This window comes from Streptomyces sp. SudanB25_2051 (assembly GCF_964272635.1).
Classification (GTDB): domain Bacteria; phylum Actinomycetota; class Actinomycetes; order Streptomycetales; family Streptomycetaceae; genus Streptomyces.
Genome location: NZ_OZ186787.1, coordinates 6,521,018 through 6,545,114 on the forward strand (window position 1 = coordinate 6,521,018; position 24,097 = coordinate 6,545,114).

The following is a 24,097-nucleotide window of genomic DNA, read 5'->3' on the forward strand; positions in this document are numbered from 1 at the left end:
TCGATGTCTCCACCGTCTCACCCACCACTGACAATCGGCCGGGCCCGCAGACCGGGTCGAGCCCGCACCGCCTCGGGGCGCAGCCCCGGCGCTCCAGCAGGGTCGCGGTGGGACCACCGGCGGTGCCGGAGTGGCGGGAGGGGGGAGTGGGCTGAATAGGCGGGGTGTTGGTGAAGTGCTGATTCCGCAGGGGAAGTTGAGGTGCCGCGCCGGGACTCACAGCAGCCAGGAGACGGAGAACCGCAGCTGATTCGGCATCGGTACCACTATCGTCAGCGCCCTCAACGCGTGTGACACGCGTGGCCACTCGGAAAGGAACCCGTCCGCTGTGCATCCTGCCGTGGAACGCCTCACCGCGCTCATCCCGCCCACCGGCCCGAGGCACTCCCGTGACTGGCCTGGTGTCGAGCAGGCACTGGGCACGCCGCTTCCCGGCGACTACAAGCAACTCGTCGAAATCTACGGCGGCGGTGTCTTCGACGAGACCGTCTGGCTCCTGGACCCCGCGTGCCCGGACGAAGACTATGAACTCGTCGCCGCGGCAGCGGAGCGAGCCGAGGTCCTGGCCTGTCTGTGGCAGACGGAGCCGGTCCCGGACGAGGTCCGGGACACGGGAGCACGGGTCATCCCCTGGGCGTACGTCGAGGGCAGCGGGGCGTACGTGTACTGGCTGGTCCGGCCGGGACTGAAGCCGGACGAGTGGACCGTGATGCTCAACGAGGGCAGGGGACCCGGATGGGAGCACCACGCCACCTCGTGCGCCCCGTTCCTCCTCTCCATCCTGACCGGTGAGGCGGAGAGCGGGTACTTCTCCGGTCTTCTCTCTCAGGACCACCGGTTCGAATCCAACGATGACGTGCTGGAGTAACCGCACGGAGTGAGGCCCCGCAGCTGCGCGAGGCGGCCCAGCCGGTGCGGCTGCCGCCTGTGGAACGGCCTCACGCGGCTGCCGCGACGTCCGTTCAGACCGACCGCCCCCTGCCGCCGGGGATGAGCTGTCGCCTACCCGCGTTCCTCCACATCCGTGACTTCGACGGTCAGCTTGGTCTTGCTTGTGGACGTTGTCAGTACGGTGGGTCGGTATGACAAGGAAGTCTGGTCGGACAGCTCCATCGTCTGAATGATCGAGCCATCCTCGGAGCCGTGCACCTCATAGGTGAGGGAATACTCCTTGCCCGGGTCCAGCGGCAGCAGTCCGGCGTAGGACACCTGCGGTTCCACGGTGAGGTTGCACCCGGCAGAGCCGAAACACTGCTTCGAGGTGATTTTGAGGGTCATGGTGAAGTCACCCGCCCCAGGGGTGCTGTTGAACACCTCCTCAGGGGCCTCGGTGGCTTCCTGAGCCGTGGCAGCAGCCGCCGGTGTGGTACTTGCCGACGGCGAAACGGCTACGGCTGGTGCATCGGACGCGCGGGAGCCGCCGATCGTGAGGAAAAGGATCAGTGCCACGACGCCACTTGTCGCGATCCCTGTGCCGAGGCCGACCAGGAACGGGCCATAATTTTTCCGTCGGGGAGATGGAGGAGGCGTTTCCGGCATCGGGGGGATGGCGACGGTCTGCTCGCTCACAGTCAGGTTCTTCTCTTTCAGGGTGCGGGGAAGCAGAGGGGAAGCGATTTGATGATATTTCAATCAAGTTGGCTGTGAGTTGTCTTTCTCTTGATTGCCCAGCCTGAGCCAACAGTCCGTCCCTCCGTGCCGGCATGCAGAGCTTCCTCCCCGCACTTTTCCAGCGTTACGAGACAAACGGGCGGCCGCCGCAGTGCGTTGGCGGGCGGCGCTCCATCCACTTTCCTGCGGCACTCGCGGGTGCCGTTGCTCTCTCGAGTGCCCAGACGACCCCCTCCGAGGGGTGCCGCGGTCAGAACCACCGTCGACGCCTCATCCGCCTCCACATACGCTACGGCGCCTCACGCGCCCCGGTAGCGAGCCCACCTTCGTGCCCGCACGTTGCTCATCCGTCGGGAACTTCCGGCCCGACTGACCCTTCCGACGCAACACGGTCCGCCCATGCGGACTGCGAGGAACCGATCGGATGAGCACCGCGCTGCCTCGATGAGGAGCGGCATCTCTGCGAACGGCCCCGCCCGCGAACCGCTCTGTTGCTCCGCGACGCCGGGGCATCGCCGGTCAGCCGCATCGCCGGTCAGCCGCGGTGGCGGTAGGCGTGAGCCAGGTGGTGTTGCAGGCGGATGTGGCGGAACTGGTAGACGGCACCCGCCTGACGCAGGACACCCCGCCGGTAGGCGTCCTCCAGGAACGCGGCGGTGTTCCACGGCAGTCTGCCGGTCAGCGGCAGCCACACCCGGGACAGCGTCAGCCACTGCCCCCACGCGCTGAACGCGAAGACATACGACGTGGAGCCGCCCAGCCCGGCGACCGCCCCGATGAGGAGAGCGCCCTCCAGCGGCCACAGCAGCGGCCCGACAAGTCCCTGGAGCAGGCCGGTCACGGCGTACCCGCAGACGGCGATGCCGGCCGTGAGCATCGGTACGAGTACGAGGATCTGCTGGCCCGCCGTCGCGCGGTTGACGGACAGCAGCCGCAGCGGGGTGGCCGCGGCGGTGATGTCCATGGGCGCTTCGAACGCCGCCAGGATCCCGAAGACGAGACCGGACGACAGCCCGAAGATCAGCGCGAAGACCGGCATGTTGACGAGGGTGTCCCTGGCCATCGCCGTCTCCCACAGCGGCAGGCCGTTGTCCAGGGCCCGCAGCAGCGCGACCGCCCAGGCGTACCCGACGCCCAGCACGGACCCGCCCAGCATCATGAACCCGAAGCGCGCCGTGAACGCGCGGACCGGCCGCCGTCCGACCCGGCGGTCGGCTGCGGGCAGTCTCAGCCGCACCCGGGACGGGACCGCGGGTGCCCGGCTGAAGACGGTCAGGACCGAGTAGGCGATGCCGAACGCGGCGCCGGTGAGCACCCCGACCAGCGCGCCCTGCAGCACCACGGTCTCCAGCCCCATCGGCCCGAGGACACCCGAGGGCAGGGCCAGCAGCTGTACGAGCCAGGTGGCCGCGGCCATGCACAGCGCGGACACCAGCGTGACGTGCAGGATGCGCGTCGGGGTCGGCAGGGTGTGGCCGAGCCGCCACCAGGCGAGGTCCCGCCGGCCGGTCGCGCCCCGGCTCAGGGAGTGGGCCAGATAGCCGAGCCACCGCTCGGAGCGGTCCGGGTCCCAGCTCCGCTGCCCGCGGCCGTCCTCGTGCCGTTCGGGGGCCCGGCGCCGGTAGACCGCCGGGACGAAGCCGGCCAGCAGATGCTCCTCCAGGTGGCCCGCGGTGGGAAACCGCGCGGCGTCGAGCAGCTCCGCCGGGTCCTTCCCCGGCGCCTCGCCGTACATCGTCCGTGCCAGGACGACCATCAAGGGGGTGCGCAGGACCTCCGCGAGACGGACGGCGGCCGGCGTGTCGGCACTCCGCAGCCGTCCGAGGACCAGCTCCCACGGGCCGCCGCCGGCGGCGCCTTCGGTGGGGGCGAACCTGGCGGACCGGGGCAGGTAGGCGGCGAGGTCCTCGACCGTGAGGTCGGTGAGTTCGATCCCGGCGGCCCACACGAGCGGTGTGTTCGCGGCGCGGACCGCCCGCGCGTACTCGTCCCGGCGGCTGGTCAGCACCAGCGGAAGCGCCGTGGCGTTGAGAGCGTCGAGCGCCGGCGGGCGCAGCTTCTCCGCGATCTCGTCGAAGCCGTCGAGGACCGGCAGGATCAGGTCGGCGTCCACCAGCGCGGCGGCCAGCGTGGAGCCGCTGGCGACCCGGCGGGCCAGATGGGGGTGGTCCTGGAGGAGCCGGTCGATCAGGAAGTCCCGGAACGTGGTGGCGGCCGGGTCCCAGGAGCCCAGACCGAAGATGACCGGCACCCTGGCGGGGGCCTCCGGCGCGGCGAGGAGGTCGAGGACGAACCTGATGGCCAGGATCGACTTGCCCGAACCCGCCCGCCCGAGGATCACCAGCCTGCCGGACGCGATGCCGCGGTAGGTGTGGACGACGCTCCGCACATCGCCCGTCAGGTCCGGGCCGTCCGCCACGACGCCGGGTTGCAGACGCTGGACGTTCTCGGGGTGGTCCGTCAGATGGCGGGGGAGCGGCTGCCACCGTACGGGCAGCGGAAACGGATCGTGGACGCGGCGCTGCCCCTCCTCGCGTCGCCAGCGACGCCTGACCTCAGCGGCCAGCGAGGCGGCGGCGTCGGCGAGCACGGGGGTGGGGGAGTGGGACGCGGGCGGCGGTCCCGCCGCCGGCCCCGGCGTAGGCGCGGGCGCCCCCGGCGCGGTGGCGGGCGTGCGCGGCGCGGTGGCGGGCGTGCGCGGCGCGGGAACGGCCGAGGGCACCGGAGGCATCCGCGGGTCGTGCGGCTGGACGGGCGGGGGCTCGGCGGCCGCCTGCCCGTCCGGCGCGTCGGCCTGCCGCTCAGGCCCGGCGGACGGCCGGCTGCCCGCCCAGCAGTCGGTGAGCCGCCGCCGCTCCTCCGCGTCGGCACCGAGGGCGTCCGCCAGCAGGTTCAAGGTCGTCAGCCGGTGGTCGGCCGACCGCCCCGTCTCCAGCCTGCGGATGGTGCGCACGCTCACCGCGGACCGCTCCGCCAACTGCTCCTGCGTGAGACCCGCCTGCTTGCGTAACCGGCGCAGCAGCGTGCCCAGTTCCTCCGTCAATTCGGCTCCCACCTCGCACGGGTACGGCGGCAGCCAGAGCGTAGCGCGGCGACCGGCCACGCATGGCCGGTCCCATGGCCTGTTGTCCGACCTGCGCGAACCCCATCGTGATCGAGCCGGCGGCCACGCCGGCCACCTCACGAGAACACGAGAAGGAGACAACGGACGATGAGATCACCGCGGCGCCGCCGTCTCGGCACCGCCGCCGCGCTCCTCGCGGCGCTGGGGCTGACGGGGCTCATGGGGCCGGCCGCCCAGGCGGACACCCCGGCGACACCCCGCTTCACCGACGGATTCGGACTGACCCGGGTCGGGGACGCCGAGGTGCGCTCCAGCACCGACTTCACGATCACCGTGACCACACCGCACGTCGCCGGCCCGCACAAGATCCGCGTCTTCCTGCCGAGCGGGTACGCCGCCCATCCGGAGAAGCGCTGGCCCGTGACGTACTTCCTGCACGGAGGCGGCGGCAGCGTGGACGACGCGGCGGCCGCTCCCGCCCTGCGCTCCGACAAGATGATCACCGTCGTCCCCGACGGCGGCCTCAAGGGCTGGTACGCGAACTGGCTCATGCAGAACACCGCGGCCGGAAGGGCCGACTGGCAGACGTTCCACCTGGAGCAGGTCGTCCCCTTCATCGACGCCAACCTGCGCACCGTCCCCGACCGCGCGCACCGGGCCGTCACCGGCGTGTCCATGGGCGGCTCCGGCGCGCTGCACTACGCCCAGGCCAGGCCCGACTTGTTCGGTCACACCGCCTCGCTGTCCGGCGGCATCGACTTCGGTATGGCCGAGGTGCGCGCGGCGGTCCTGGCCACGGAACTCAACCTCGCCGGCGCCTGGTGCGCGGTCAGCAGCTCCTCCAGCACCTCGGGCAGCGGCACGTGCACCGGATACGGCCCGTACGTCGACAGCGACGCCATCTTCGGCTCCCCGTACCCGGTCTTCGGCGCCGACCGCCTCTGGAACGCCTACGACCCCGCCGCCCCCGCCAACCTCTCCAAGCTCGCCCACACCGAGGTCACCCTCTACACCGGCGACCGGGGAGTGATCGACGCCAACACCGCGAGGGCCGCCGCCACCGTCAAGGCCCGCCTGGACCGGCTCGGCATCCCCAGCCGCCTCGTCGACTACGCCGACGGGGCGTCCCTCTCACCCCGCTGCGACGGCGGCCACAACTACGGCTGCTGGGCCGCCGCGTTCGCGGACTACGTCCCGCGCCTGGAAGCGGCCTTCGCCGCGGCGGCGACCAACTGACGGCAGCACCCTTCACCGAGGAGAAGACACCATGGCGATCAACCGAACCGGAAAGCGCCGCTGCGTCGTCGCCGGCGCCGTGTGCGCGACCCTGCTGACGATGTCGGGCCCGGCGGCTCACGCCGGGACGGCGGCGGACGACCACCCGGCCACGCTCGCGGCGCTCAAGGCGTTCCAGGCGGAAGCCGGACCGGGCGCGGCGGTGCACGCGGGCGACGCGCGCGGCTCCTGGACGCTGTCCGCCGGGACGGGCACCGTCAACGCCAACCGCCCCATCCAGGCCGACGAACACTTCCGCATCGGCAGCCAGACCAAGACCTTCACCGCGGCGGTGGTCCTGCAACTGGTCGACGAGGGCAAGGTCTCCCTGGACGCCCCCATCGCGGACTACCTGCCCGGCGTCGTCACCGGCAACGGCTACGACGGCACCCGCATCACCGTGCGCCACCTGCTCCAGCACACCGGGGGCCTCGCCGCGTACAACCCGTATCCGGTCACCGAGACCCCCAAGGCCAACCCGGACGGCACCTACGACCTGGCCGAATCGGTGCGCAAGGGCCTGAGCCGCCCGCCGGTCTCCGCACCCGGCGCCGGCATCACGTACTCCAACACCAACTACCTCGTCCTCGGCATGCTCATCGAGAAGGTGACGCAGCAGCCGGTGCACCGGGCCGTCACGGACCGCGTCATCGCACCGCTCGGCCTGAGCCGGACCGTGTTCCCCGCCCCCGGCGACCGCGCCCTGCCCACCCCGGCCGTCAACGGATACCACGGCGTCCGGGTCGGAGGCTTCTTCCTCTGGACCCCGGCCCTCACCTACGACCCGTCCCTCTACAGCAGCGCCGGCGCGATCATCTCGACCCTGAAGGACCTCACCACGTTCAACCAGGCCCTGCTCGCGGGCAAGGTCGTCTCGGCCGCGGGCCTGGCCGAGATGCGGAAGATCCGCGAGGTCGAACCGGGCAGCGGCGGCGGCCTGGGCCTCGGCCTGGGGAAATACACGCTCTCCTGCGGCATCGCGGCCTGGGGCCACAGCGGGGGAGTGCCCGGCTACATGTCGCAGACGCTCGCCACCGAGGACGGCCGGCACGCGTCCGTCGTGACCAACGTGCTGTTCCAGGTCAACCGCCCGGACAGCACGTTCACCGCCCTCCTCGACACGGCCCTGTGCGAGGGCGCCGACCGCACCCCCTGACGCCGTACCCGCCTCCGCGCGGCGGCGGCGCCCGCGAGCCCGGCCGGCGCGTCCACGGGGCCACCCGCGCGCCGGCCGGTGCGGCCGGCCGAACCGCCCGGCCGGGAACCGGCCAACGGAGCCCGGCCACCGGAGCCCGGCCGGCGGCGGCCGGTCTCCGGACCGGCTCTCCCCACCACCCCGCGGCCGCCGTCGCCGCGCCCTGCCCGCCTCATTCGATCGAGTGACAAGGAGTCGTCATGGCATTCCTCTACCGGTGCGGTGAATGCGGGTTCTCCACCAGCTGGAGCACCCAGTCGCAGAGCGAGGACGCGGCGATCGCGCACTACGCCGACCGCCACCCCGGGCTTCTTCCCGGCGGTAGCTTCGAGGTCAACCGCAAGAACCCCAACTCGCCCGGCTGCCTTCCGATGGTGGGGATCACGATTCTGCTGCTCGTGGTCATCGACGCGTGCCAGAGGTAGCAGGCCGACCGCCGTCCGCGGACGCACGCGTCGGGAGAAGGGAACAGCATGTCCGACACGACCCCGGGGGAGGGGCGGGGCGGCGTCCCGTACGTCGCGCCCCGCGGCCACCTGCCGCCGCGCACACCTCCGCAGCCGGCGCACCCGCGCCGCGGCCGCACGGTTCCCGCGCCCCCCGCGCTGCTCCGCTTCCGCACGGTCGCCCTCGCGGCCGGCCTGAGCCTGGTCGCTCTGGCGGGCCTGGCCGGCCCCTGCGCGCCGGGGGCCGCGGCGACGGAGGACTTCCCGCTCCCCGGCGTCGAGCCGACGCGCGACACGCACCCGAGGGGCGTGTACACGTACGAGAGCGCCGACGCGCTCAACACCGTCCCCGAGCCCACGCAGGCCGACCTCGCCCGGATCGGCACGAAGGGCACGTACACGCGCGGCACGCGGGAGCACCTGTTCGCCCGCTGGAAGACGTACACCAAGAAGGGCACGACGTGGGAGAAGTTCCGCGCGCTGTTCGAGAAGACGGTCTTCAACGAACCCGGTGTGCTGAGCTCGGTCGCCGAGCCCCCGGACCACGTGCTGAAGGGCATCGGCCTCCCCGACCAGTACACCTGGGCGTCCAGGGACTTCCTCTTCGCGCACTGGAAGGTGCAGAAGGAGGGCAGTTCCGTACCCGACTGGAAGGAGTGGCGCGCCGGGTACGTGAACGCCTTCAACAGCAAGCGCAAGGGCGCGGCGTTCGAGCGGCTGGTCAGGGCCGAGTACATCGAGAGGGAGGGACTCGACCCCGAGGGCCGCTGGCGCTTCGGCCAGAGGGTGCCGCGCGAGCTCCTTCCCCGGCTCGCGGGCCTGCGCCTGCACAAGAAGGACCGCCCGCTCGACGCCGCGGACTTCGAGCGGCTCAAGGTCATCGTGGAGACCAAGTCCGGCAAGGACGTCGACACCGCGGAGGGCCGCAAGCAGTTCGACGACCTGCTGAAGATCGCCCGGGCGACCGGCTGCCGACTGCTCGCCGTGTTCGGCGAGCGGCCCACCCCGGGATCGGTCAGGATGATCGAGGAGTTGGCGGCGAAGCACCGCGTCCAGGCGGACGTCCGGTACTTCCCGGCGACGGGGCAACGCGTGCCGCCGGGCTCCCTCCACAGCCCGCCCGCGGAGGGCGGAGCGGGCCAGGCGCCCACCGGCCGTCCCGGCGGGCCGCAGGCAGCACCGGCCGGTGACGCGGCCGTCCCGGACGTCCTCGCCGCGCCAGGCCAGCTGGCGGCCGACGGCCCGCTGGCCCAGGCCGTCGCGGCGTCTGCCGACTCGCTGCAACAGGCGCTGCGGGCCGGGCTGATCCAGGACTGGCACGTCGAGGGCCTCGCCGCGGACGGCGACGCCCCCGCGGTCACCCCGCCCGACCTGGGCGGTGTCGACTTCTCCACGCTCGAACTGCGGTACGTCTCCGACACCCGCCACAACGGCTCCGGCGTGGAGTACGCCTTCAGAGCCGACCGGCTGCCCACCGGCCGTACGTCCTTCGGAGGGCGCCGCGCGGCCCGGCTCGCCTCGGACTCGTTCTTCGTCTGGCTGGCCCTGCCGCCGGCCGCCTTCACCGTCAACCTCAACCCTGACGAGCCCGGCCGGATCATCGACGCCCGGTTCGGCAGGACCGACGCCGGACGCGTACTCCTCGAAGCCGACCTGGCCATGAAGAAGTCGGTCGCGAAGTTCATCCACCCCGACACCCCGGGCGGCAGGGCGTTCTGGGCGTCCCTGCGGGGCGCGGCCAAGTGCCTGCAGATGCGGCAGTGGATCGTCCCCGGCACCGCCACCGTCCACGAGAACGGCGACGAACTCCACATCCTGGACGCACCGCTGCTGGTGAGGATGGAATCCGACCTCGTCGAGGCCGAAGGCGTCGGCGGCGCCGGCGGATGCCCGCGGCAGGACAAGGCCACCACCGAGCACAACGAGTCCCTCTACCGCACGACGATCCTGCCGCAGGTGCAGAACGCCGTGAACCGCGCACCCGAATACGCCGACCTGCGCCGGGTCTACGCGAGCCGCATCGCCGCCGAATGGTTCCGCGAGCGCGGCGCCTCCCGGCAGACCGCGTACTCCGACGTCATCGGCACCGGCGACATCGGCCGCTGGTCCTCCAGGGAGAAGTGGACACCCCGCGAGGTCTTCGACCGCTACGTCCGGTCGTACCGGAACGGCGAGTTCACCGTCAGGCACCGCACCAGGAAGGGCGACTACCTCTACACCAGCACCTACGTCTACGGCGGCGTGGACTTCACCCGGGTCGACCGGAAGCGGATCGGCGCCGCCGCCTTCGCCCAGGACCACCCCGGGCTCGCCGCCTCGACCCGCGCGTCGCTGCACGCGCCGACGAGCACCGGCCGCGCGGTCTGGCTCGGCGGCCTCACCAGCTCCCGGCCCCTGGACCCGCCCCCGCGCGAGGCGTACGCCCCACCCGCCTCCGCGGAGCCGAGCCGGTGGCCCTACGCGCTCGCGTCCCTGCCGCTCCTCGCGTGTCTCACCCTAGGCGGCCTCCTACTGCGCCGCCGGGCGGCGAAGGCGACGAGCAGGCTCCGGCGCTGACCACGGCCCGCGCGGCGTGGACCGTCCGCCCCCCCGCACCAGGCCGGAGGTTCGGCGCCATGCCCGGCCGTGCGCCGACGCGGTGGACGGCGCGGCCCCGGCGGGACGTCGCGTCCGAACGGCCCGGTCCGTACCGGCCGTCGGTGGTCCGCGGTCCCGTCCGTACCGGCCGTCGGCGGTTGGCCGGGAAGGGTATGGCCCGAGGCGGCCGTGAGCACCAGGATTCCTCCTGCGGTTCCCGGGCCGCAGGGGGCGGCCGGTTCTCGTGCGCCCTCGCGCGGCGACACGTCCTCGTCCCACAGGAGTGAGAGTTGCGTCAGAGAACCCCGGCCGCAGGCCGTCCCTCGTCCAGCGCGGCCGGAGCCGCCCCGCCCGCGCGGCGGAGGTGGAAGCGGCTCGCGACGGCGCTGCCGGTGGCCCTGGCGGCCGTCTTCGCTTCTCCGTCCCTCCCGTCCCACCAGGTCGCGGCCGCGCCGCGCGCCGAGGTGACGGTCGACAGGGACCACGTCGTCTACTGGAACAAGGTCCTGCAGCGGACGTTCCGCCAACTGACCGGGGCGAGCGCGGCACCCACCGAACTGGCGCGGGCGAGCGCGATCGTCCACGTGGCGATCTACGACGCGGCCAACTCCGCCAAGTGCGTGCGTCCCGTCGGGTGCCTGGGGCAGCCGTACCTGGTCAAGGTGCCGCTCGCGGCGGGAACCACCCCGGACTACGACACCGCCGTCGACTACGCCGCCTTCCGGGCCCTGACGAGCGTGTGGCCGGACCTCGACTTCTCCGCCGATCTGCGGGCGGCTCAGGCCGCCGTGCCCTCGACCGTCACCGACACCGCACGTGCGGCCGGAGCCGATGTGGGCACCAAGGCGGCCGAAGCCGTGGTGAACGCCCGGGTCGGCGATGGAGCCGCGGCCGCCACCGCCTACCCGGGCAGCACGCAGCCGGGCTTCTGGCGGCCCACCGGTTCCGGCGCGGCGGTCACACCGCACTGGGGCAAGGTGAAGCCGTTCACGCTGACGACGCTCGACCAGGTGCGGCCCCCGCTCCCCGCGGGCAAGACCTCCATGCCCGAGCTGCTGGCGAGCCCCGAGTACGCCGCGCAGGTCAACGAGGTGAAGCGCCTCGGCGGCGCCACCTCCACCACGCGTACGCCCGACCAGACACAGGCCGCCCACTTCTGGGCCAACGACCTGGACGGAACGTACAAGCCCATCGGCCAGATCTTCGCGAACACCCAGACCCTGGTCGCCCAGCAGCGCGTCCAGACCTCGGGCACGGCCAAGCTGTTCGCCATGCTGTCGCTGGCGCTCGCCGACGCGGGGATCGCCGCCTGGCACGCCAAGTACGAGACACCGATCGACCTGTGGCGCCCGGAGAGCGCCGTCAACCTGGACGACGACGGCAACGCGGCGACGGTGGCGGACCCGTCGTGGCGCCCCCTGTCGGCCGACCGCAGCGGCCGGAGCTTCAGCCCGCCCTTCCCGGCCTACGTCTCCGGCCACGCGACCTTCGCGGGTGCCTGGGCGAGGGTCATGTCGTACTGGTTCGGCCAGGACCAGATGACCTTCGACGCGGCCACCGAGGACCCGCACGCGCAGGGCGTCATCCGGCGGTTCCACAGCTTCTCCGCCGCCGCCGAGGAGAACGCCCTCGCGCGTCTGTGGCTCGGTGTCCACTACCGCTGGGACGCCGAACAGGGCCTGGCCAGCGGCGGGCGGATCGGCGCCCACGTGACGTCGCACCACCTCGGCCCGAACTCCTCCGCCGACTGGGTCTCCTTCGGGACGGCGTACAACCGGGACACCTGCCCCGACCAGGGGCAGAAGCTGCTCGATGAGCACCGGTGGACGCAGTACCAGTGCCAGGTGCTCGCCGACGGCGCGACCTTCCGCCTGCTCGTCAAGTGACCGGGGAACGGCGCCCACGTGCCGCCGCCCGCCTGTGGGCGTTCAGGCCGTGGGCGCCGGCGACGCCTCGCCCCGCCTGTACCGCCGCAGCGGCTGCTCCGCCCGTTCCCTGACCAGGTACAGGTGCAGGGCCAGCGGAAGCAGGAGGAGGGGGAGGGCCGCCCACATCGGCCCCGTCAGGCGGAGGCGGCCCAACGGCGTGAAGGGGCCGGCTTCGTAGCCGAGGGTCACATACGCCTCGTCGCCGACGGCCCGGGTGTCCAGGAAGACGCCGTTCGGGTCGTTCTCGTCTCCGGGCCGGTAGAACCCGCCGAGCCGGTAGTAGCGCGCGTAGTGCGACCGGCCCTCCTTGCTGAAGTGGACGACGATCCGCTGACCGTCCTCGAAGACGGAGGAGGGGCCGTGCCGCGAGTCGCTCCAGGTGACCGCGCACGCCATGGTCTCGCCGCTCACACAACCGGAGGGCAGCGGCATGCGGACGGGGTGCCCGTAGCGGACGGCGTAGCCGGCCGAGTCGTGGACGTCGGAGGCGATCAGGCCGAAGACGGCGACCAGCACGGCGGCGGCGGCCGGCACGACCGTGAGCGTCACCCGGGCCCGGACCAGGGCGAGTACGGCCGTGGCCGCCGCGCCCGCACCGGTGGCGGCGAGGAGGGCCGGGCCGGGCCCGTGGGCGGCGGGCCCGGTGACGAAACCCGCGACGCTGAGGCACCCGGCCGCCAGCGTCAGCGCCCCGGAGGCGTGGACGGCCAGCTCCAGGCCGCGGGCGCCCTTGCGGTGTCGCAGGACGGGGACGGCTGCCGCCGTCAGCGCGGGGAGGGCGGCGACGGCCCAGACGCAGCCGTCGTCGGGGCCCGGGGCGGCCAGTGCCACTTCCACCAGGGCGATGGCGGCGGCGACGACGAGGAGGACGAAGCAGCCCGATGCCGTCTCGCCGTCCCGGCCGCCGGGGGCGTTCGCCCCGGCCTTCTCCAGCGACACCCGCCGGCGGTCGGCGCCGAGCCGGTCCGGACGGCCGTCACGGGGCGCCTCGGTGTCCGTCTCCCACTCCCCGCTCGCCCACGCGGCCAGTGCCGCGATGAAGGGCACACCGACGACGGCCGTCGCCACCGCCGCCAAGACGCCCTGAGCCACCGTCATGTGCCACCTTCTTCGTTCCTCGTCCCGATCGTTGCGGCGCCCCGGCCGACGACGGCCCCGACGCGTGCCGGCGCACGGCCCCGGCACAGGACCGCACCGGCCGCGCGGCGGGGTCCGGCGGCGCCGCCTCCACCTCCGCGTCGCGGGGCGGCGCGACAGAGCGAGGACGGCGGCGACGCACCGGAGCCCGTACGGACGCGGAGGCGGAACGCGCCGGGCGGTTGAACGCGGACGCACGCGCTTCCCCGCGCCGCAGGATGTCGCTCCCTGCGAACGCGCGAGGAGCGGCACCCGCCCAAGAATGGCGCACCGAACCCCCGCCAAGAGGACTGATCACCCGCGGAACCCCGCGCACATACGCCGTTGACACCCGTGCGCCCCCGGCGCGCCACGCACGCCCCCACCGCGCACGGGCCGGAGACAGGCGCGGGGGCATCGGGACGGCGGCTCCGGAGGCCGGACCGGCCTCTAGTTCACATGCGCGCGAAAGGCGATCATGGCGGTGTCGTCGCGGTCGTCGGAGAGCTCCCGCAGGCGGCGCAGCAGTTCGGGAAGCGGCTCGTCCCGGTGGTGCGCGACCGCCCGCAGCAGGCGCCGCTGGCCGTCGTCGAGGGAGGCGCCCGGGGTCTCGATGAGGCCGTCGGTGTAGTGCAGCAGGGTGTCGCCGGGCGCGAGGACGCGGGTGTGGGTCGTACGGGGCACCCCGGCGGCGACGCACAGCGGCGGATCCTCGCCGGTGCCCGTGAGGAAGAGGGGCCTTCCTCGCGCGGGCACCAGCAGAGGCGGGGGATGGCCCGCGTTGGACCACGCCATCGCCCAGGTGCCGTCGGGCCGCCGGCGCAGATGCGTGTGGACGGCGGTGGTGAAGGACGCGATGTCCAGCCCCTCCGCGGCGTCCTCCAGCATCGACAGGAGCGCCGCGGGCGTGCATCCGGGCCCCTTGTGCCAGACGAGGCCCCGCAGCATGCTGCGGAGCTGGCCCATGGTGGTGGCCGCGGTGAGGTCGTGGCCGGCGACGTCCCCGATGTCGAGGACGAGGCTGTCGTCGGCGTGGACGATGGCGTCGTACCAGTCGCCGCCGATCTCGTCGGCCGAACTGGCGGGCTGGTAGCAGGCGGCGAGGCTGGCGCCGGGCACGGCCGGCGGGTCGGTGAGGTGGGCCCGCTGCAGGCGCAGCGCGGTGCGGCGGGCCTGCTGGAGGTCGAGGGCCCGCCGGATGGGCCGCTGCGCCAGGTGGAAGACCCTGCGCAGCAGCTCGACCTCGGCGGGACCCGGGACGGGCGTGTCGCCGTTGGTGCTGGCGGCGGCGTAGCCGATGACGATGTCGTCGACGGCCAGGGGGACGAGCGTCAGACTGGTGGCGTTGGCGGCGGCCAGCCACCGTTCGGTGACGGCCGGGACCAGGCCCGGCGGCACCCGGCCGCCCGCCGGCAGGCGGAACGTGCGCGGGGCGCGGCTCTCCAGCACCTCCCGCACGGCGCCGCCGACGGTGACGCTCTGCCCCTTCAGGGCGGGCCGGGCCGGCAGCCCCGGACGGGTCGCCGAGGCGACGCGCCGGGCCGTGACCGTCGCGTGGTCCGGCAGCGGCCACTCCTCGGGGGAGAGCAGCAGGACCACGCAGGAGTCGGCGAGGTCGGGCACGATGACCCGCACCAGCGCGTCGAACGCGTCGTCCAGGCTTCCGCCCGACACCTCCGCGACCTGCGCGAGGAGACGCTCGCGGAGCGCGGCGACCCACGAGTCCTCCACGTCGGCGGCCGCGGCCACCCACTCCTCCGCGCGGCCCTTGCGCAGGATGGGCACGCAGCGGGTGAAGACGTGGCGGTAGGAGCCGTCCGCGGTCCGCAGCCGGAAGGTGTGCTCGAAGACCCCCGGAGGGTCCTGGGCCGCCGAGAGCCAGCCGCGCCGCAGCCCCTCCAGGTCCCGCGGGTGGATGTAGGCGTCCCAGCGCTCGTCCATCCACCCGTGCCAGGGAGCCCCGGTCAGCTCTTCCCAGCCGGGGACGATCTCCTCGGCGGACCCGTCCGCGTGCAGGACCCACACCATCTGCGACACCGCCGACACCAGCGCCTCGAACCGTTCGAGCGCCAGCGTCTCGGCCGTGGTGTCCAGCGCGACGACCATGACGCCGGGGCCGTCCGGCAGCGCGACGGGCGTGCAGGAGTAGACGAAGTACCGGGCCTGCTCCGAGGCGCCGGGGTCGGGCTCGCGCGAGTCGGGGAGCCGCCGGGGCCGCCCGGTGGCGATGACGTCGTCCAGTACCGACAGGAACTCGTCGGCGTCCGGTTCGGGGAAGGCGTCCCTCGCCGGAAGGCCCAGCGGCCGGGCGCCGAGCATCCGGCAGCTGGCGGCGTTCTGGTGGACCAGCCGGTGCTCGGGGCCCGCGAACAGGGCCACCGCCGCCACCGTCTCCTCGAAGAGCCCCGGATCGAGGGGCCCGGGCGCACTCACCACCGGCCCTCCGCCGCCCGCGCCCACCGGACCGCCGGCCGGACAGGGCCCCGCCGCGCGTCGCGTACCCGCACCTGGCACCTCGCTCCACTGTCGCCGCCAACGCCTCGTCCATTCTCCCGACGCACGCCGCCCGCACCGGGCGCCACGCGGGTGCTCCGGTGCCGTGGTCGGCCGCCCGCGCGACGGGCGGAGCGGGGAAGGACGCGGCGCGGCGGCGGGCGGGCCGGGGCACGGCGGTACCGGTCCGCCCGGCGGGCGGTGTGCGGGCGACCGCCTGTACGACTCCGGTACGGGCGTCGCGCGGGGCGGCCCCGTTCCGCGCGGGGCCTCGCCGGCACGCCCCGTGTCGTCGTCACGCCTCGTGTCGTCGGCCCGCGTCCCGTACGGCAGGCCAGCCCGAGTTCCGCGCCCCTCTGCCCAGGGAGAGGGCCCGCGCCCCAGGGGTCCCGCCGGGCCGGGGCGCGCCCCAGGGAAGCGGGCCCCAGGACAGCGGACCCCTGGACAGCGGGCCCCGCGAGGGTCAGCGTCCGCGCCGTACGCCTCTGCTGATCAGCCACAGCGTGCCGAGCCCGGCCGCCACCGCCAGCGCCGTCCTGCCGCGCGGAGCCCGGACACCCGCCGGGAAGAGGTCCCTCGCCCGGTCGAAGGCGCTCAGCGCCACGCCGAGCAGGGCGTTGGCCGGGGGCCTCCGGGGCACCGCGGGATGCGGGTGGGTGGGAGCGGTACGGCGCACGGTCTCCCACGCCGCGCCGAGCTGCCGGAGACGGGCGGCGTCGACGGCGTCGCGCAGCCGGGGCAGCAGGAGGTCCTCCTCGTCGCGGATGTCCTCGCGGATCAGAGCGAACGCCTCGGCGGCGAGACCGTCGTGGCGCGGGTCGTCGGGGTCGGTCCGCTCCAGCTCCGCGACCAGGTCGTTGATCCGCTGGTGCTCCGCCTCGACCCGGGCGGTCAGCTCCTGCCCGTCGGGGACAAGTCGCCGCAGCGCCGGCCACAGCACGGTCTCCTCCGCGAAGGCGTGGCTGAAGGTGAGCCGCACGACGGCCTTGAGGGTCCGCAGCCGCTCCTCCCGCGACCCCGCGCCCGACTCGTACAGCGACATGAGGCGGTCCAGCTCGGCGTGGTCCCGGCGCTGCCGGGCGAGGACGCTGCCGTAGCCGCCGAGCTCCTCGACGCTCTGTCGCGCGATGGACGGTCATCGTCCGTCTCCTTCGCTCTCCCGGCACAGCGCCCTGTACGGCGATCCCCACGTCGGCTACCCGCTGCGATGACCTTCAGGCCCGTCCCCGCGCGCTTCGCGACCCGCCCCCCAGCGGGGCGGGTCGAGCCGGCGCACGCCGCGCCGTGCGACCGGCTCCGCCCTCCCGGGAAGGAACCGGCGCACGGCGCGTGGCCGGGCCGCAGGAGGGCCTACTCGGGCTTGGTCGCGATCTGGATCAGGTTGCCGCAGGTGTCGTCGAAGACGGCCGTGGTGACGGGGCCCATCTCCAGGGGCTCCTGGACGAAGCGGACGCCGAGGCCGCGCAGGCGCTCGTACTCCGCCCTCACGTCGTCGACGGCGAACTGGGCGAGCGGGATGCCGTCCCCGACGAGGGCGTCGCGGTAGGGCTTGACGGCCGGGTGGCCCGCGGGCTCCAGGAGGAGTTCGGTGCCGCCGGGCTCGTCGGGCGATACGACGGTCAGCCACCGGTCCTTCTCGCCCACGGGGACGTCGTGCTTCTTCACGAAGCCGAGGATCTCGGTGTAGAAGCGCAGGGCCTTGGCCTGGTCGTCGACGAAGACGCTGAGCAGGTGGATCTTCATGGGGTGCTCTCTTCCGGTGCGGAGGCGTCGGGCACGAGCCATCGCTCGGTGATCCGGCGCAGGGGGGCGGTGTTGAGGTCGTGGAACTTGTAGCGGCCCTCCCGCCTGGTCTCGACGAGTCCCGCGGCCTCCAGGACGGCCAGGTGCTGGGAGACCGCCTGGCGTGAGATGCCGAGCTGGTGCTTCATGCTCAGGCGCGAGCAGATCTCGAACAGGGTCTGCCCGGACTTCTCGGTGAGCTCGTCGAGGATGATGCGGCGGGTGGGCTCGGCCAGTGCTTTGAACAGGTCGTCGGCCACGCCTCCACCATAGGCAAGTCAGGGCTTGCCTATCAAGTCGTGGTGCGCCGGCCGATACGCGAACCCGGCGCGGACGGGGGCGACGCCGGGGCTCTTCCCCTCACCGGAGACCCCCACCGCACACGTCGGCGGTGCGAGCCGCTGGACCGCCACGGCGTCGGGCACCGGTGCGTCATAGAGCCCCAGCAGTACAGCCGCCGACCGGAGGGCCGGGCCCGCCGAGGCGGTTCCGCCAGGTCCCCGGGGAACGGCTCGGACGGCCGGGCGCCGCACCGATCCCGCGCCGACGGACCCGGACGGCGGGTGTGGTGCCGGGCCGGGCGGTGCCGTGGCTGCGACCACCGCCCGGCCCGGGGTCTCAGGCCGGCAGCGCCGCCTCCGCGTGCTCGTGCTCGCACGCGGCGTCGATGCCGTACGTCTCCCAGGCGGGGAACGGATCGTCGGCCGGAGGACGCTCGCCGGGGCGCTGGAGGCATGCGGACAGTGCCGCGCCGAGGGCGTCCGCGCGCAGGCCCGTGCCGATGAACACGAGTTCCTGCCCCTGCGTGGTGTCCGAGTCCCGCGCGCCGGACGGTTCGAAGCGTGCCACGGACCCGGCCTGCGACCACAGCCCGGTCACGTGAGGGCGGCTGGCGAGCCAGAAGAAGCCTTTGGAGCGCAGCACCTGCCCGAACGCGCCGCTGTCCATCTGCCGGGTGACGAAGTCCCACAGCCGGCCGGGGTGGAAGGGGCGGTCGGAGCGGAAGACCGTGCTGGAGATGCCGTACTCCTCGGTCTCCGGGACGTGGTCGCCGTTCAGCTCCCTGACCCAGCCGGGCGCCTGCTGGGCGCGCTCCAGGTCGAAGAGGCGCGTTCCGAGCACCTCGCGGAGGTCCACGCGGCCCATGGTGGCGGGGACGACGCGGGCGGCCGGGTTGAGCCGGCTCAGTGCGGCCCGCAGGCGGCGGGCTTCCCCGGGTGTGACGAGGTCGAGCTTGTTGAGGACGATGACGTCGGCGAACTCGACCTGGTCCATGAGCAGATCGCTGACGGTCCGCTCGTCGTCCTCGTACGCGGCGAGATCCCGCTCGGCCAGCCCGTCGCCCCCGGTCAGTTCGGGAAGGAAGTTCGCCGCGTCGACGACGGTGACCATGGTGTCGAGCCGGGCCAGGTCCGCGAGGGTCGCCCCGTCATCACGGGGGAAGGCGAAGGTCGCGGCGACCGGCATCGGCTCCGAGATGCCGCTGGACTCGATCAGGAGGTGGTCGAAACGCCCCTCCCTGGCCAGCCGGTCCACCTCCTCCAGGAGGTCGTCGCGCAGGGTGCAGCAGATGCAGCCGTTGGTCATCTCGACCAGGCGCTCCTCGGTCCGGGACAGGGCGGCCTGGCCGCCGCGCACCAGCGCGGCGTCGATGTTGACCTCGCTCATGTCGTTGACGATCACCGCGACGCGCAGGCCGTCCCGGTTCGCGAGGACGTGGTTGAGCAGTGTCGTCTTGCCGGCGCCGAGGAAGCCGGACAGGACGGTGACGGGGAGTCGGCGGTTGCGCACGCGGTCAGCCCTCCTGTCGCGGGAGGCCGCGCTCGTACGCCTCGGCCGTCCATCGCGGTACGGGGCGGGTGCCGGCGTCGACGGCGGCGGACACCGGGTACGGCGGAGCCGCCGTCACCGGCGTGCGACGCAGGCGGGTGCCGGCGCGGGGCATGGGGCGTTCGGGGACGGTCATGTCGTTCTCCTGGGTCGGGCGACCCTCACGCTACATGAAAACGACTGTCATTATCGAACTGCGGGTCCGAGGGGCCCGGCGCGGTCCCACCGCCCCCGCCCGGAGACCGGGGAAGGGCGGCGGCACCGGCCGCGGCGGCCCACGCCGTACGCCCCGCCCACCGGCCGACGGCGCGAGGCCCGACGCGGACGGGCATGCCCGAGCACGCCGCCCGGCACGCCGCCGAGGCGCGACGGCGGAGTGCGCGCGCCCGTCCGCGTACGCGCGTCCGCGTCAGATGACGCCCTGGGCGAGCATCGCGTCCGCGACCCGCTCGAAACCGGCGATGTTGGCGCCCGTGACGTAGTCGCCCGGCACCCCGTAGCGGGCGGCGGTCTCATGGCAGGTGGTGTGGATGTCGTTCATGATCCGGGCCAGCTCCTCCTCCACCCGGTTCGGTGTCCACGCGGTACGCGCGTGGTTCTGCGCCATCTCCAGGGCGCTGACCGCCACCCCGCCCGCGTTGGCGGCCTTGCCGGGGCCGAAGGCGACCCCCGCCTGCTGGAAGAGCCGTACCGCGTCGGGCGTCGTCGGCATGTTGGCGCCTTCGGCGACCGCCTTCACACCGTTGCGCACGAGCGCGGCCGCGTCGTCCTCGCCCAGCTCGTTCTGGGTGGCCGACGGCAGCGCGATGTCCCCCGGCACCTCCCAGACCCGGCCGCCGGGCACGAACCGCGCCGAGGCCCCGCGCCGTTCGGCGTACTCGCTGATCCGTCCGCGCTCCACCTCCTTGACCTGCTTGAGCAGATCGACGTCGATGCCCTTGTCGTCGACCACGTATCCGCTGGAGTCGGAGCAGGTCACCGGGTTGGCGCCGAGGGCGAGCAGCTTCTCGACGGTGTAGACGGCGACGTTGCCGGAGCCGGAGACGACGGCCGTCTGCCCCTCCAGGTCCTCGCCGCGCTCGCGGAGCATCGCCGCCGCGAACAGCACGCTCCCGTACCCGGTGGCCTCGGGCCGGATCGCCGAGCCGCCCCAGCCGGTGCCCTTGCCGGTGAGGACACCGGCCTCCCAGCGGTTGGTGATCCGCCGGTACTGCCCGAACAGGTAGCCGATCTCGCGCCCGCCGACGCCGATGTCGCCGGCCGGTACGTCGGTGTGCTCGCCGATGTGCCGGTACAGCTCCGTCATGAACGACTGGCAGAAGCGCATGACCTCCGCGTCGCTGCGGCCGCGCGGGTCGAAGTCGCTGCCGCCCTTGCCGCCGCCGATGCCCAGACCGGTCAGCGCGTTCTTGAAGACCTGCTCGAAGCCGAGGAACTTGACGATCCCCAGGTTCACGGACGGGTGGAAGCGCAGACCGCCCTTGTACGGACCGAGCGCGCTGTTGAACTCCACGCGGAAGCCTCGGTTGACGTGCACGCGGCCCTGGTCGTCCTGCCAGGGCACCCGGAAGATGATCTGGCGCTCCGGCTCGCACAGCCGCTCGACGAGGCCCGGCTCGGCGTACTCGGGCCGCGCCGCGAGCACCGGCGCCAGCGTCTCCAGCACCTCGTGAACGGCTTGGTGGAACTCCGGCTGCGCGGGGTTGCGTCGCTCGATCTCGACGCGCAGGGCGTCGAGCCTGGTCTTGCTGTCGTCTCGGGTCGTCACGAAGGGCCCTTTCTGACACGGCTGTTACCGGTACGGGACCGGTGATGGGCGCTCGGCGCCGTTGCCGCGCGCGGGACGGCCGCCGCCCCGGGCCGCTCGTCAGCGCGTTGCCGCTGCCCGCCCGGGAAACGGCCGGCCCCACAGTGTTACCCCTGTGTAAAGCCCGAGGCCAGCGCGGGTGTGCCAACTGTCCGGACTCTGAGACTCCCGCAAGCGGGGAGGGCCCGTATCACGCAAGCCCGCACCGTACGGCGCGCGCCGTCCGGCCGGGAACAGCGCGCTCCCGTTCCCCCGTACCCGCCGGGTCGCATGACGCCGTACCCGCCGGGTCGCCGCCACCGAGCGGGGTGGCTGCGGGCCGTCGCCGGATGGCCGGGGCGCGCCGGCCGCCCCCGGCTACTCAGCGGGGTCTGAGTACCCGCGCCCATCCGGCGAGGACGTGTCGGCTCGGACACTGCCCGGCATGGACAGCATTCCGTCACCGGCCCAGGAGCTGGTGCTCATCGATCGTGAACTGGCCCTGTTGGACTCGCGCCGGGCGATGCTCCTCGCGCGCCGTGCGTGGCTGGTCGACGTGCTGGGGACGCAGGCCGCGCGTCCCGGCGGAGCCGCGGGCGCGGCGGGCGCGGTGCCCGGCGGTGCGTCCGGGTGGGCCGGGACGGACGGCGAGGCGTCCGCGTGGGGCGTGCGGACGGTGCTGCTGGCGCTCGGCGGGGCGCTGCTGGTGATCGCCGCACTGGCGTTCACGCTGCTCAGCTGGGGAGTGCTGGGGATCGGCGGCCGTACCGCGGTGCTGGGCGCGGTGACGGTGGTGGCCCTCGCGGTACCCGCGGTGCTGCTGCGGCGCGGCCTGAGGGCGACGGCGGAGACGGTGGCGGCGCTGGCGCTGGCGTTGACCGTGCTGGACGCGTGGGCGCTGTACCTGCTCGCCGGTCCGTGGGCATGGGGCGCGTCCGGGTACACGGCGGCGGCCGCGGCACTGCTGGCCGTGCTGTGGACCGGGTACGGGCTGGCGTTCCGCGGGCTGCGCGCGCCGCTGCCCGCGGCCGTGGTGCTGGGGCAGTTCCCCGTGACTGTCGCGGTGGTCGCCTTCGGCGGCGACGCGCGGACCGTGGCCTGGGTGCTGCTGGCGACCGGCGCCGCGGACGCGCTGCCGGCGCTGCGGGCCCGCTCGGCCGCGGTCCGGGTCACCGCGTGGTCGGCGGCCGGAGTGACGGCCGGGTACGCGCTGCTCACCTCCTTCGAGGCGTCGCTGCGCGGCGGCGTGGAGCCCGCGCTCCTGCTTCTGGCGGGCGCGGCACTCGGGGTGGCCGTTGGGTGGCGGGTCGCGGGCGCCGGGGCGGTGGCGTGCGCGATGGTGGCGGCGGCGGCCTGGGCGGCCGCCGGGGGCGGACTGCTGCGTGCGGTGGTGCCCGCGGCGTGGGCGTGGCCGACGTACGCGGCCTGCGCGTCGCTGCTGATACTCGCGGTGGCCGCCGCGCCGGCGGTGCGGGTGGTGCCGCAGGCGGTGCGACGCGGGCTGGTGTGGGCGTCGGACGGGATCATGGGGCTGGGGCTGCTGGTGGCCGTTCCGCTGCTGATATGGGTTCAGACGGCGCTCGTGCCTGACGTGTGGGCGGGTGCGGCACTGGAGGGACCGGGCGCCGAGCCGGCGCCGGTGTGGCCGGCTGTGGTGACGGTGGCCCTCGTGGGCGGTGTCCTGGCGTCCGGGGCGTCGGTGCCCGCCGGCGTCGGGGGCCCGGGCGTGCGGGTCGCCGCGCGGTGCGGTGCCCTGGGGCTGGGGGCGCTGGCGGCGTGGACGGTGCCGGTGGCGGCGGGCCTGCCGTACGGGGCCGTGCTCGCGGCGCACTTGCTGGTGGTGGCGGCGCTGCTGGCGGTGGCGGTACGCCCCACGCGCGTGGCCGCCGGGCTGGAGGGGGCGGCGCCGGGCGTGAACGTCGTCGCGGCTTCCGGGTTCGGGTGCGCGGTGGCGGCGGCGGCCGGCGTGGCGGTGGCCGGGCTGGCGACGCGTGCGGCGACGCTCGTGGTGCTGGCGGCGCTGGCCCTGCTGTGGACGGGTGCCTCCGCGGCTGCCGGGTCGAGGCCGTGGCTGCGGGCCGCGTCGGCGTGCGGGGCGGTGGCGGCGGCCGCCGGGTTCACGGGCGCGGCCGGGGCGGCTGCGGGCTGGCCAGCGCACTGGGTGGGGGCGGCGCTCCTGGCCGTCCCCGCCGCGACGGCCTGCCTCGGCGCCCGGTTGCGGCACGACGCGGCGGCCGTACCCGTGGAAGGCGCCGGCGCGGCCGTGGGCGCGGTGGCGGTGGCCCTCTCGGCGGGGCGGCCGGGAGTGCTGGCGCTGGTGCTGGGACTGGCGGGCGTCGTCGCGGCGGGGACGGCACTGCGCAAGGAGCGCCTGCGGGTGGCCGGACCGCTGGCCGCGCTGCTGCTCGTGGCGGCGGCGTGGGTGCGGCTCGCCCTGTGGGACGTGACGGTTCCGGAGGCGTACGCGCTGCCGGTGGCGGTGCCGGCGCTGGTGGTGGGCGCGCTGGGCAGAAAGCGGGAGGCCGGTACGGGGTCGTGGGCCGCCTACGGGCCGGGTCTCGCGGCGGGCCTGCTGCCGAGCCTGTGCGCGGATTGGGGCGACGCGGACTCGTCGCGGCCGCTGCTGCTGGGGGCGGTGGCGCTGGCCGTCACGCTGGGCGGGGCACGCCGACGCCTGCAGGCACCGCTGCTGCTGGGCGGCGGCGTCCTGCTGCTGGTGGCGCTGCACGAACTGGCGCCGTACGTCGCCGCCATGGTGGGCGTACTGCCGCGTTGGCTGCCTCCGGCGCTGGCCGGACTGCTGCTGCTCATGGTGGGCGCGACCTACGAACGGCGCCTGCGCGAACTGCGGCGCCTGCGCGATGCGGTGGGCCGCATGGGCTGACGGACCGCCTGGCGGGGCAGGCCGGGGCCGCGCCGTGGACACCGGCTTCGGCCCCGACCGCCTCGGCGACCACCGATCGCTACGCACTGGCCGGCCGCGCCGGCCCAACT

17 protein-coding genes are annotated in these 24,097 nt (G+C 74.1%); 7 read left to right on the top strand and 10 right to left on the bottom strand.

The window, feature by feature from the left end:
* Window positions 1-328 precede the first annotated feature (328 nt).
* A complete protein-coding gene (locus ACSUPT_RS28660) occupies window positions 329-868 on the top strand; it encodes an SMI1/KNR4 family protein (RefSeq protein WP_436946091.1) in 540 nt (179 codons plus the stop codon).
* 134 nt (window positions 869-1,002) lie between these two features.
* On the opposite strand, the gene ACSUPT_RS28665 is transcribed toward ACSUPT_RS28660, so the two are convergent.
* Together ACSUPT_RS28665 and ACSUPT_RS28670 are read right to left on the bottom strand one after the other, a co-directional pair.
* On the bottom strand, window positions 1,003-1,569 hold the full coding sequence (locus ACSUPT_RS28665) for a hypothetical protein (RefSeq protein ID WP_436946092.1): 567 nt from the start codon (window positions 1,567-1,569) through the stop codon (window positions 1,003-1,005).
* Window positions 1,570-2,146: 577 nt separating this feature from the next.
* On the bottom strand, window positions 2,147-4,654 hold the full coding sequence (locus tag ACSUPT_RS28670; protein ID WP_436946093.1) for a helix-turn-helix domain-containing protein: 2,508 nt from the start codon (window positions 4,652-4,654) through the stop codon (window positions 2,147-2,149).
* A gap of 168 nt (window positions 4,655-4,822) precedes the next feature.
* Here ACSUPT_RS28670 and ACSUPT_RS28675 point away from each other — a divergent pair, with 168 nt between their 5' ends.
* From ACSUPT_RS28675 to ACSUPT_RS28695, 5 genes are all read left to right on the top strand, one after another.
* The gene (locus tag ACSUPT_RS28675) at window positions 4,823-5,911 is read left to right on the top strand and encodes an alpha/beta hydrolase (protein WP_436946094.1); all 1,089 of its coding nucleotides are present in this window, start codon (window positions 4,823-4,825) and stop codon (window positions 5,909-5,911) included.
* Between the two features lie 31 nt (window positions 5,912-5,942).
* Complete coding sequence (locus ACSUPT_RS28680; protein WP_351966030.1) at window positions 5,943-7,106, top strand: serine hydrolase domain-containing protein; 1,164 nt, start codon at window positions 5,943-5,945, stop codon at window positions 7,104-7,106.
* A 239-nt stretch (window positions 7,107-7,345) separates the two neighbouring features.
* Window positions 7,346-7,570: a hypothetical protein gene (locus ACSUPT_RS28685; protein WP_436946095.1), complete on the top strand. Its 225-nt coding sequence runs from the start codon at window positions 7,346-7,348 to the stop codon at window positions 7,568-7,570.
* Between the two features lie 48 nt (window positions 7,571-7,618).
* Window positions 7,619-10,147, top strand: coding sequence for a hypothetical protein (locus tag ACSUPT_RS28690; protein ID WP_436946096.1), 2,529 nt, complete (start codon window positions 7,619-7,621; stop codon window positions 10,145-10,147).
* 311 nt (window positions 10,148-10,458) lie between these two features.
* The gene (locus ACSUPT_RS28695; RefSeq protein ID WP_399218443.1) at window positions 10,459-12,054 is read left to right on the top strand and encodes a vanadium-dependent haloperoxidase; all 1,596 of its coding nucleotides are present in this window, start codon (window positions 10,459-10,461) and stop codon (window positions 12,052-12,054) included.
* A 42-nt stretch (window positions 12,055-12,096) separates the two neighbouring features.
* Here ACSUPT_RS28695 and ACSUPT_RS28700 read toward each other — a convergent pair whose 3' ends face one another.
* The 8 genes from ACSUPT_RS28700 to gdhA form a co-directional block, all read right to left on the bottom strand.
* Window positions 12,097-13,194, bottom strand: coding sequence for a hypothetical protein (locus ACSUPT_RS28700; RefSeq protein ID WP_436946097.1), 1,098 nt, complete (start codon window positions 13,192-13,194; stop codon window positions 12,097-12,099).
* Between the two features lie 468 nt (window positions 13,195-13,662).
* Window positions 13,663-15,648 carry a SpoIIE family protein phosphatase gene (locus ACSUPT_RS28705; RefSeq protein WP_436946098.1) on the bottom strand — a complete coding sequence of 662 codons (1,986 nt, stop codon included), beginning with the start codon at window positions 15,646-15,648 and terminating at the stop codon, window positions 13,663-13,665.
* A 520-nt stretch (window positions 15,649-16,168) separates the two neighbouring features.
* Window positions 16,169-16,834: a hemerythrin domain-containing protein gene (locus tag ACSUPT_RS28710; protein WP_436946281.1), complete on the bottom strand. Its 666-nt coding sequence runs from the start codon at window positions 16,832-16,834 to the stop codon at window positions 16,169-16,171.
* Window positions 16,835-17,055: 221 nt separating this feature from the next.
* Window positions 17,056-17,448 carry a VOC family protein gene (locus ACSUPT_RS28715; protein WP_361659448.1) on the bottom strand — a complete coding sequence of 131 codons (393 nt, stop codon included), beginning with the start codon at window positions 17,446-17,448 and terminating at the stop codon, window positions 17,056-17,058.
* Window positions 17,445-17,747, bottom strand: coding sequence for an ArsR/SmtB family transcription factor (locus tag ACSUPT_RS28720; protein WP_436946099.1), 303 nt, complete (start codon window positions 17,745-17,747; stop codon window positions 17,445-17,447). The genes ACSUPT_RS28715 and ACSUPT_RS28720 overlap by 4 nt, the downstream gene beginning before the upstream one ends.
* Window positions 17,748-18,105: 358 nt before the next feature.
* Complete coding sequence (locus ACSUPT_RS28725) at window positions 18,106-19,278, bottom strand: GTP-binding protein (protein ID WP_436946100.1); 1,173 nt, start codon at window positions 19,276-19,278, stop codon at window positions 18,106-18,108.
* Window positions 19,279-19,282: 4 nt separating this feature from the next.
* On the bottom strand, window positions 19,283-19,453 hold the full coding sequence (locus ACSUPT_RS28730; RefSeq protein WP_436946101.1) for a 50S ribosomal protein L32: 171 nt from the start codon (window positions 19,451-19,453) through the stop codon (window positions 19,283-19,285).
* Between the two features lie 273 nt (window positions 19,454-19,726).
* A complete protein-coding gene (gene gdhA / locus ACSUPT_RS28735; RefSeq protein ID WP_436946102.1) occupies window positions 19,727-21,085 on the bottom strand; it encodes an NADP-specific glutamate dehydrogenase in 1,359 nt (452 codons plus the stop codon).
* A 463-nt stretch (window positions 21,086-21,548) separates the two neighbouring features.
* Between gdhA and ACSUPT_RS28740 the strand changes: the two genes are divergently transcribed.
* Window positions 21,549-23,987, top strand: a complete 2,439-nt coding sequence (locus ACSUPT_RS28740) for an SCO7613 C-terminal domain-containing membrane protein (protein ID WP_436946103.1) — start codon at window positions 21,549-21,551, stop codon at window positions 23,985-23,987.
* Window positions 23,988-24,097 lie beyond the last annotated feature (110 nt).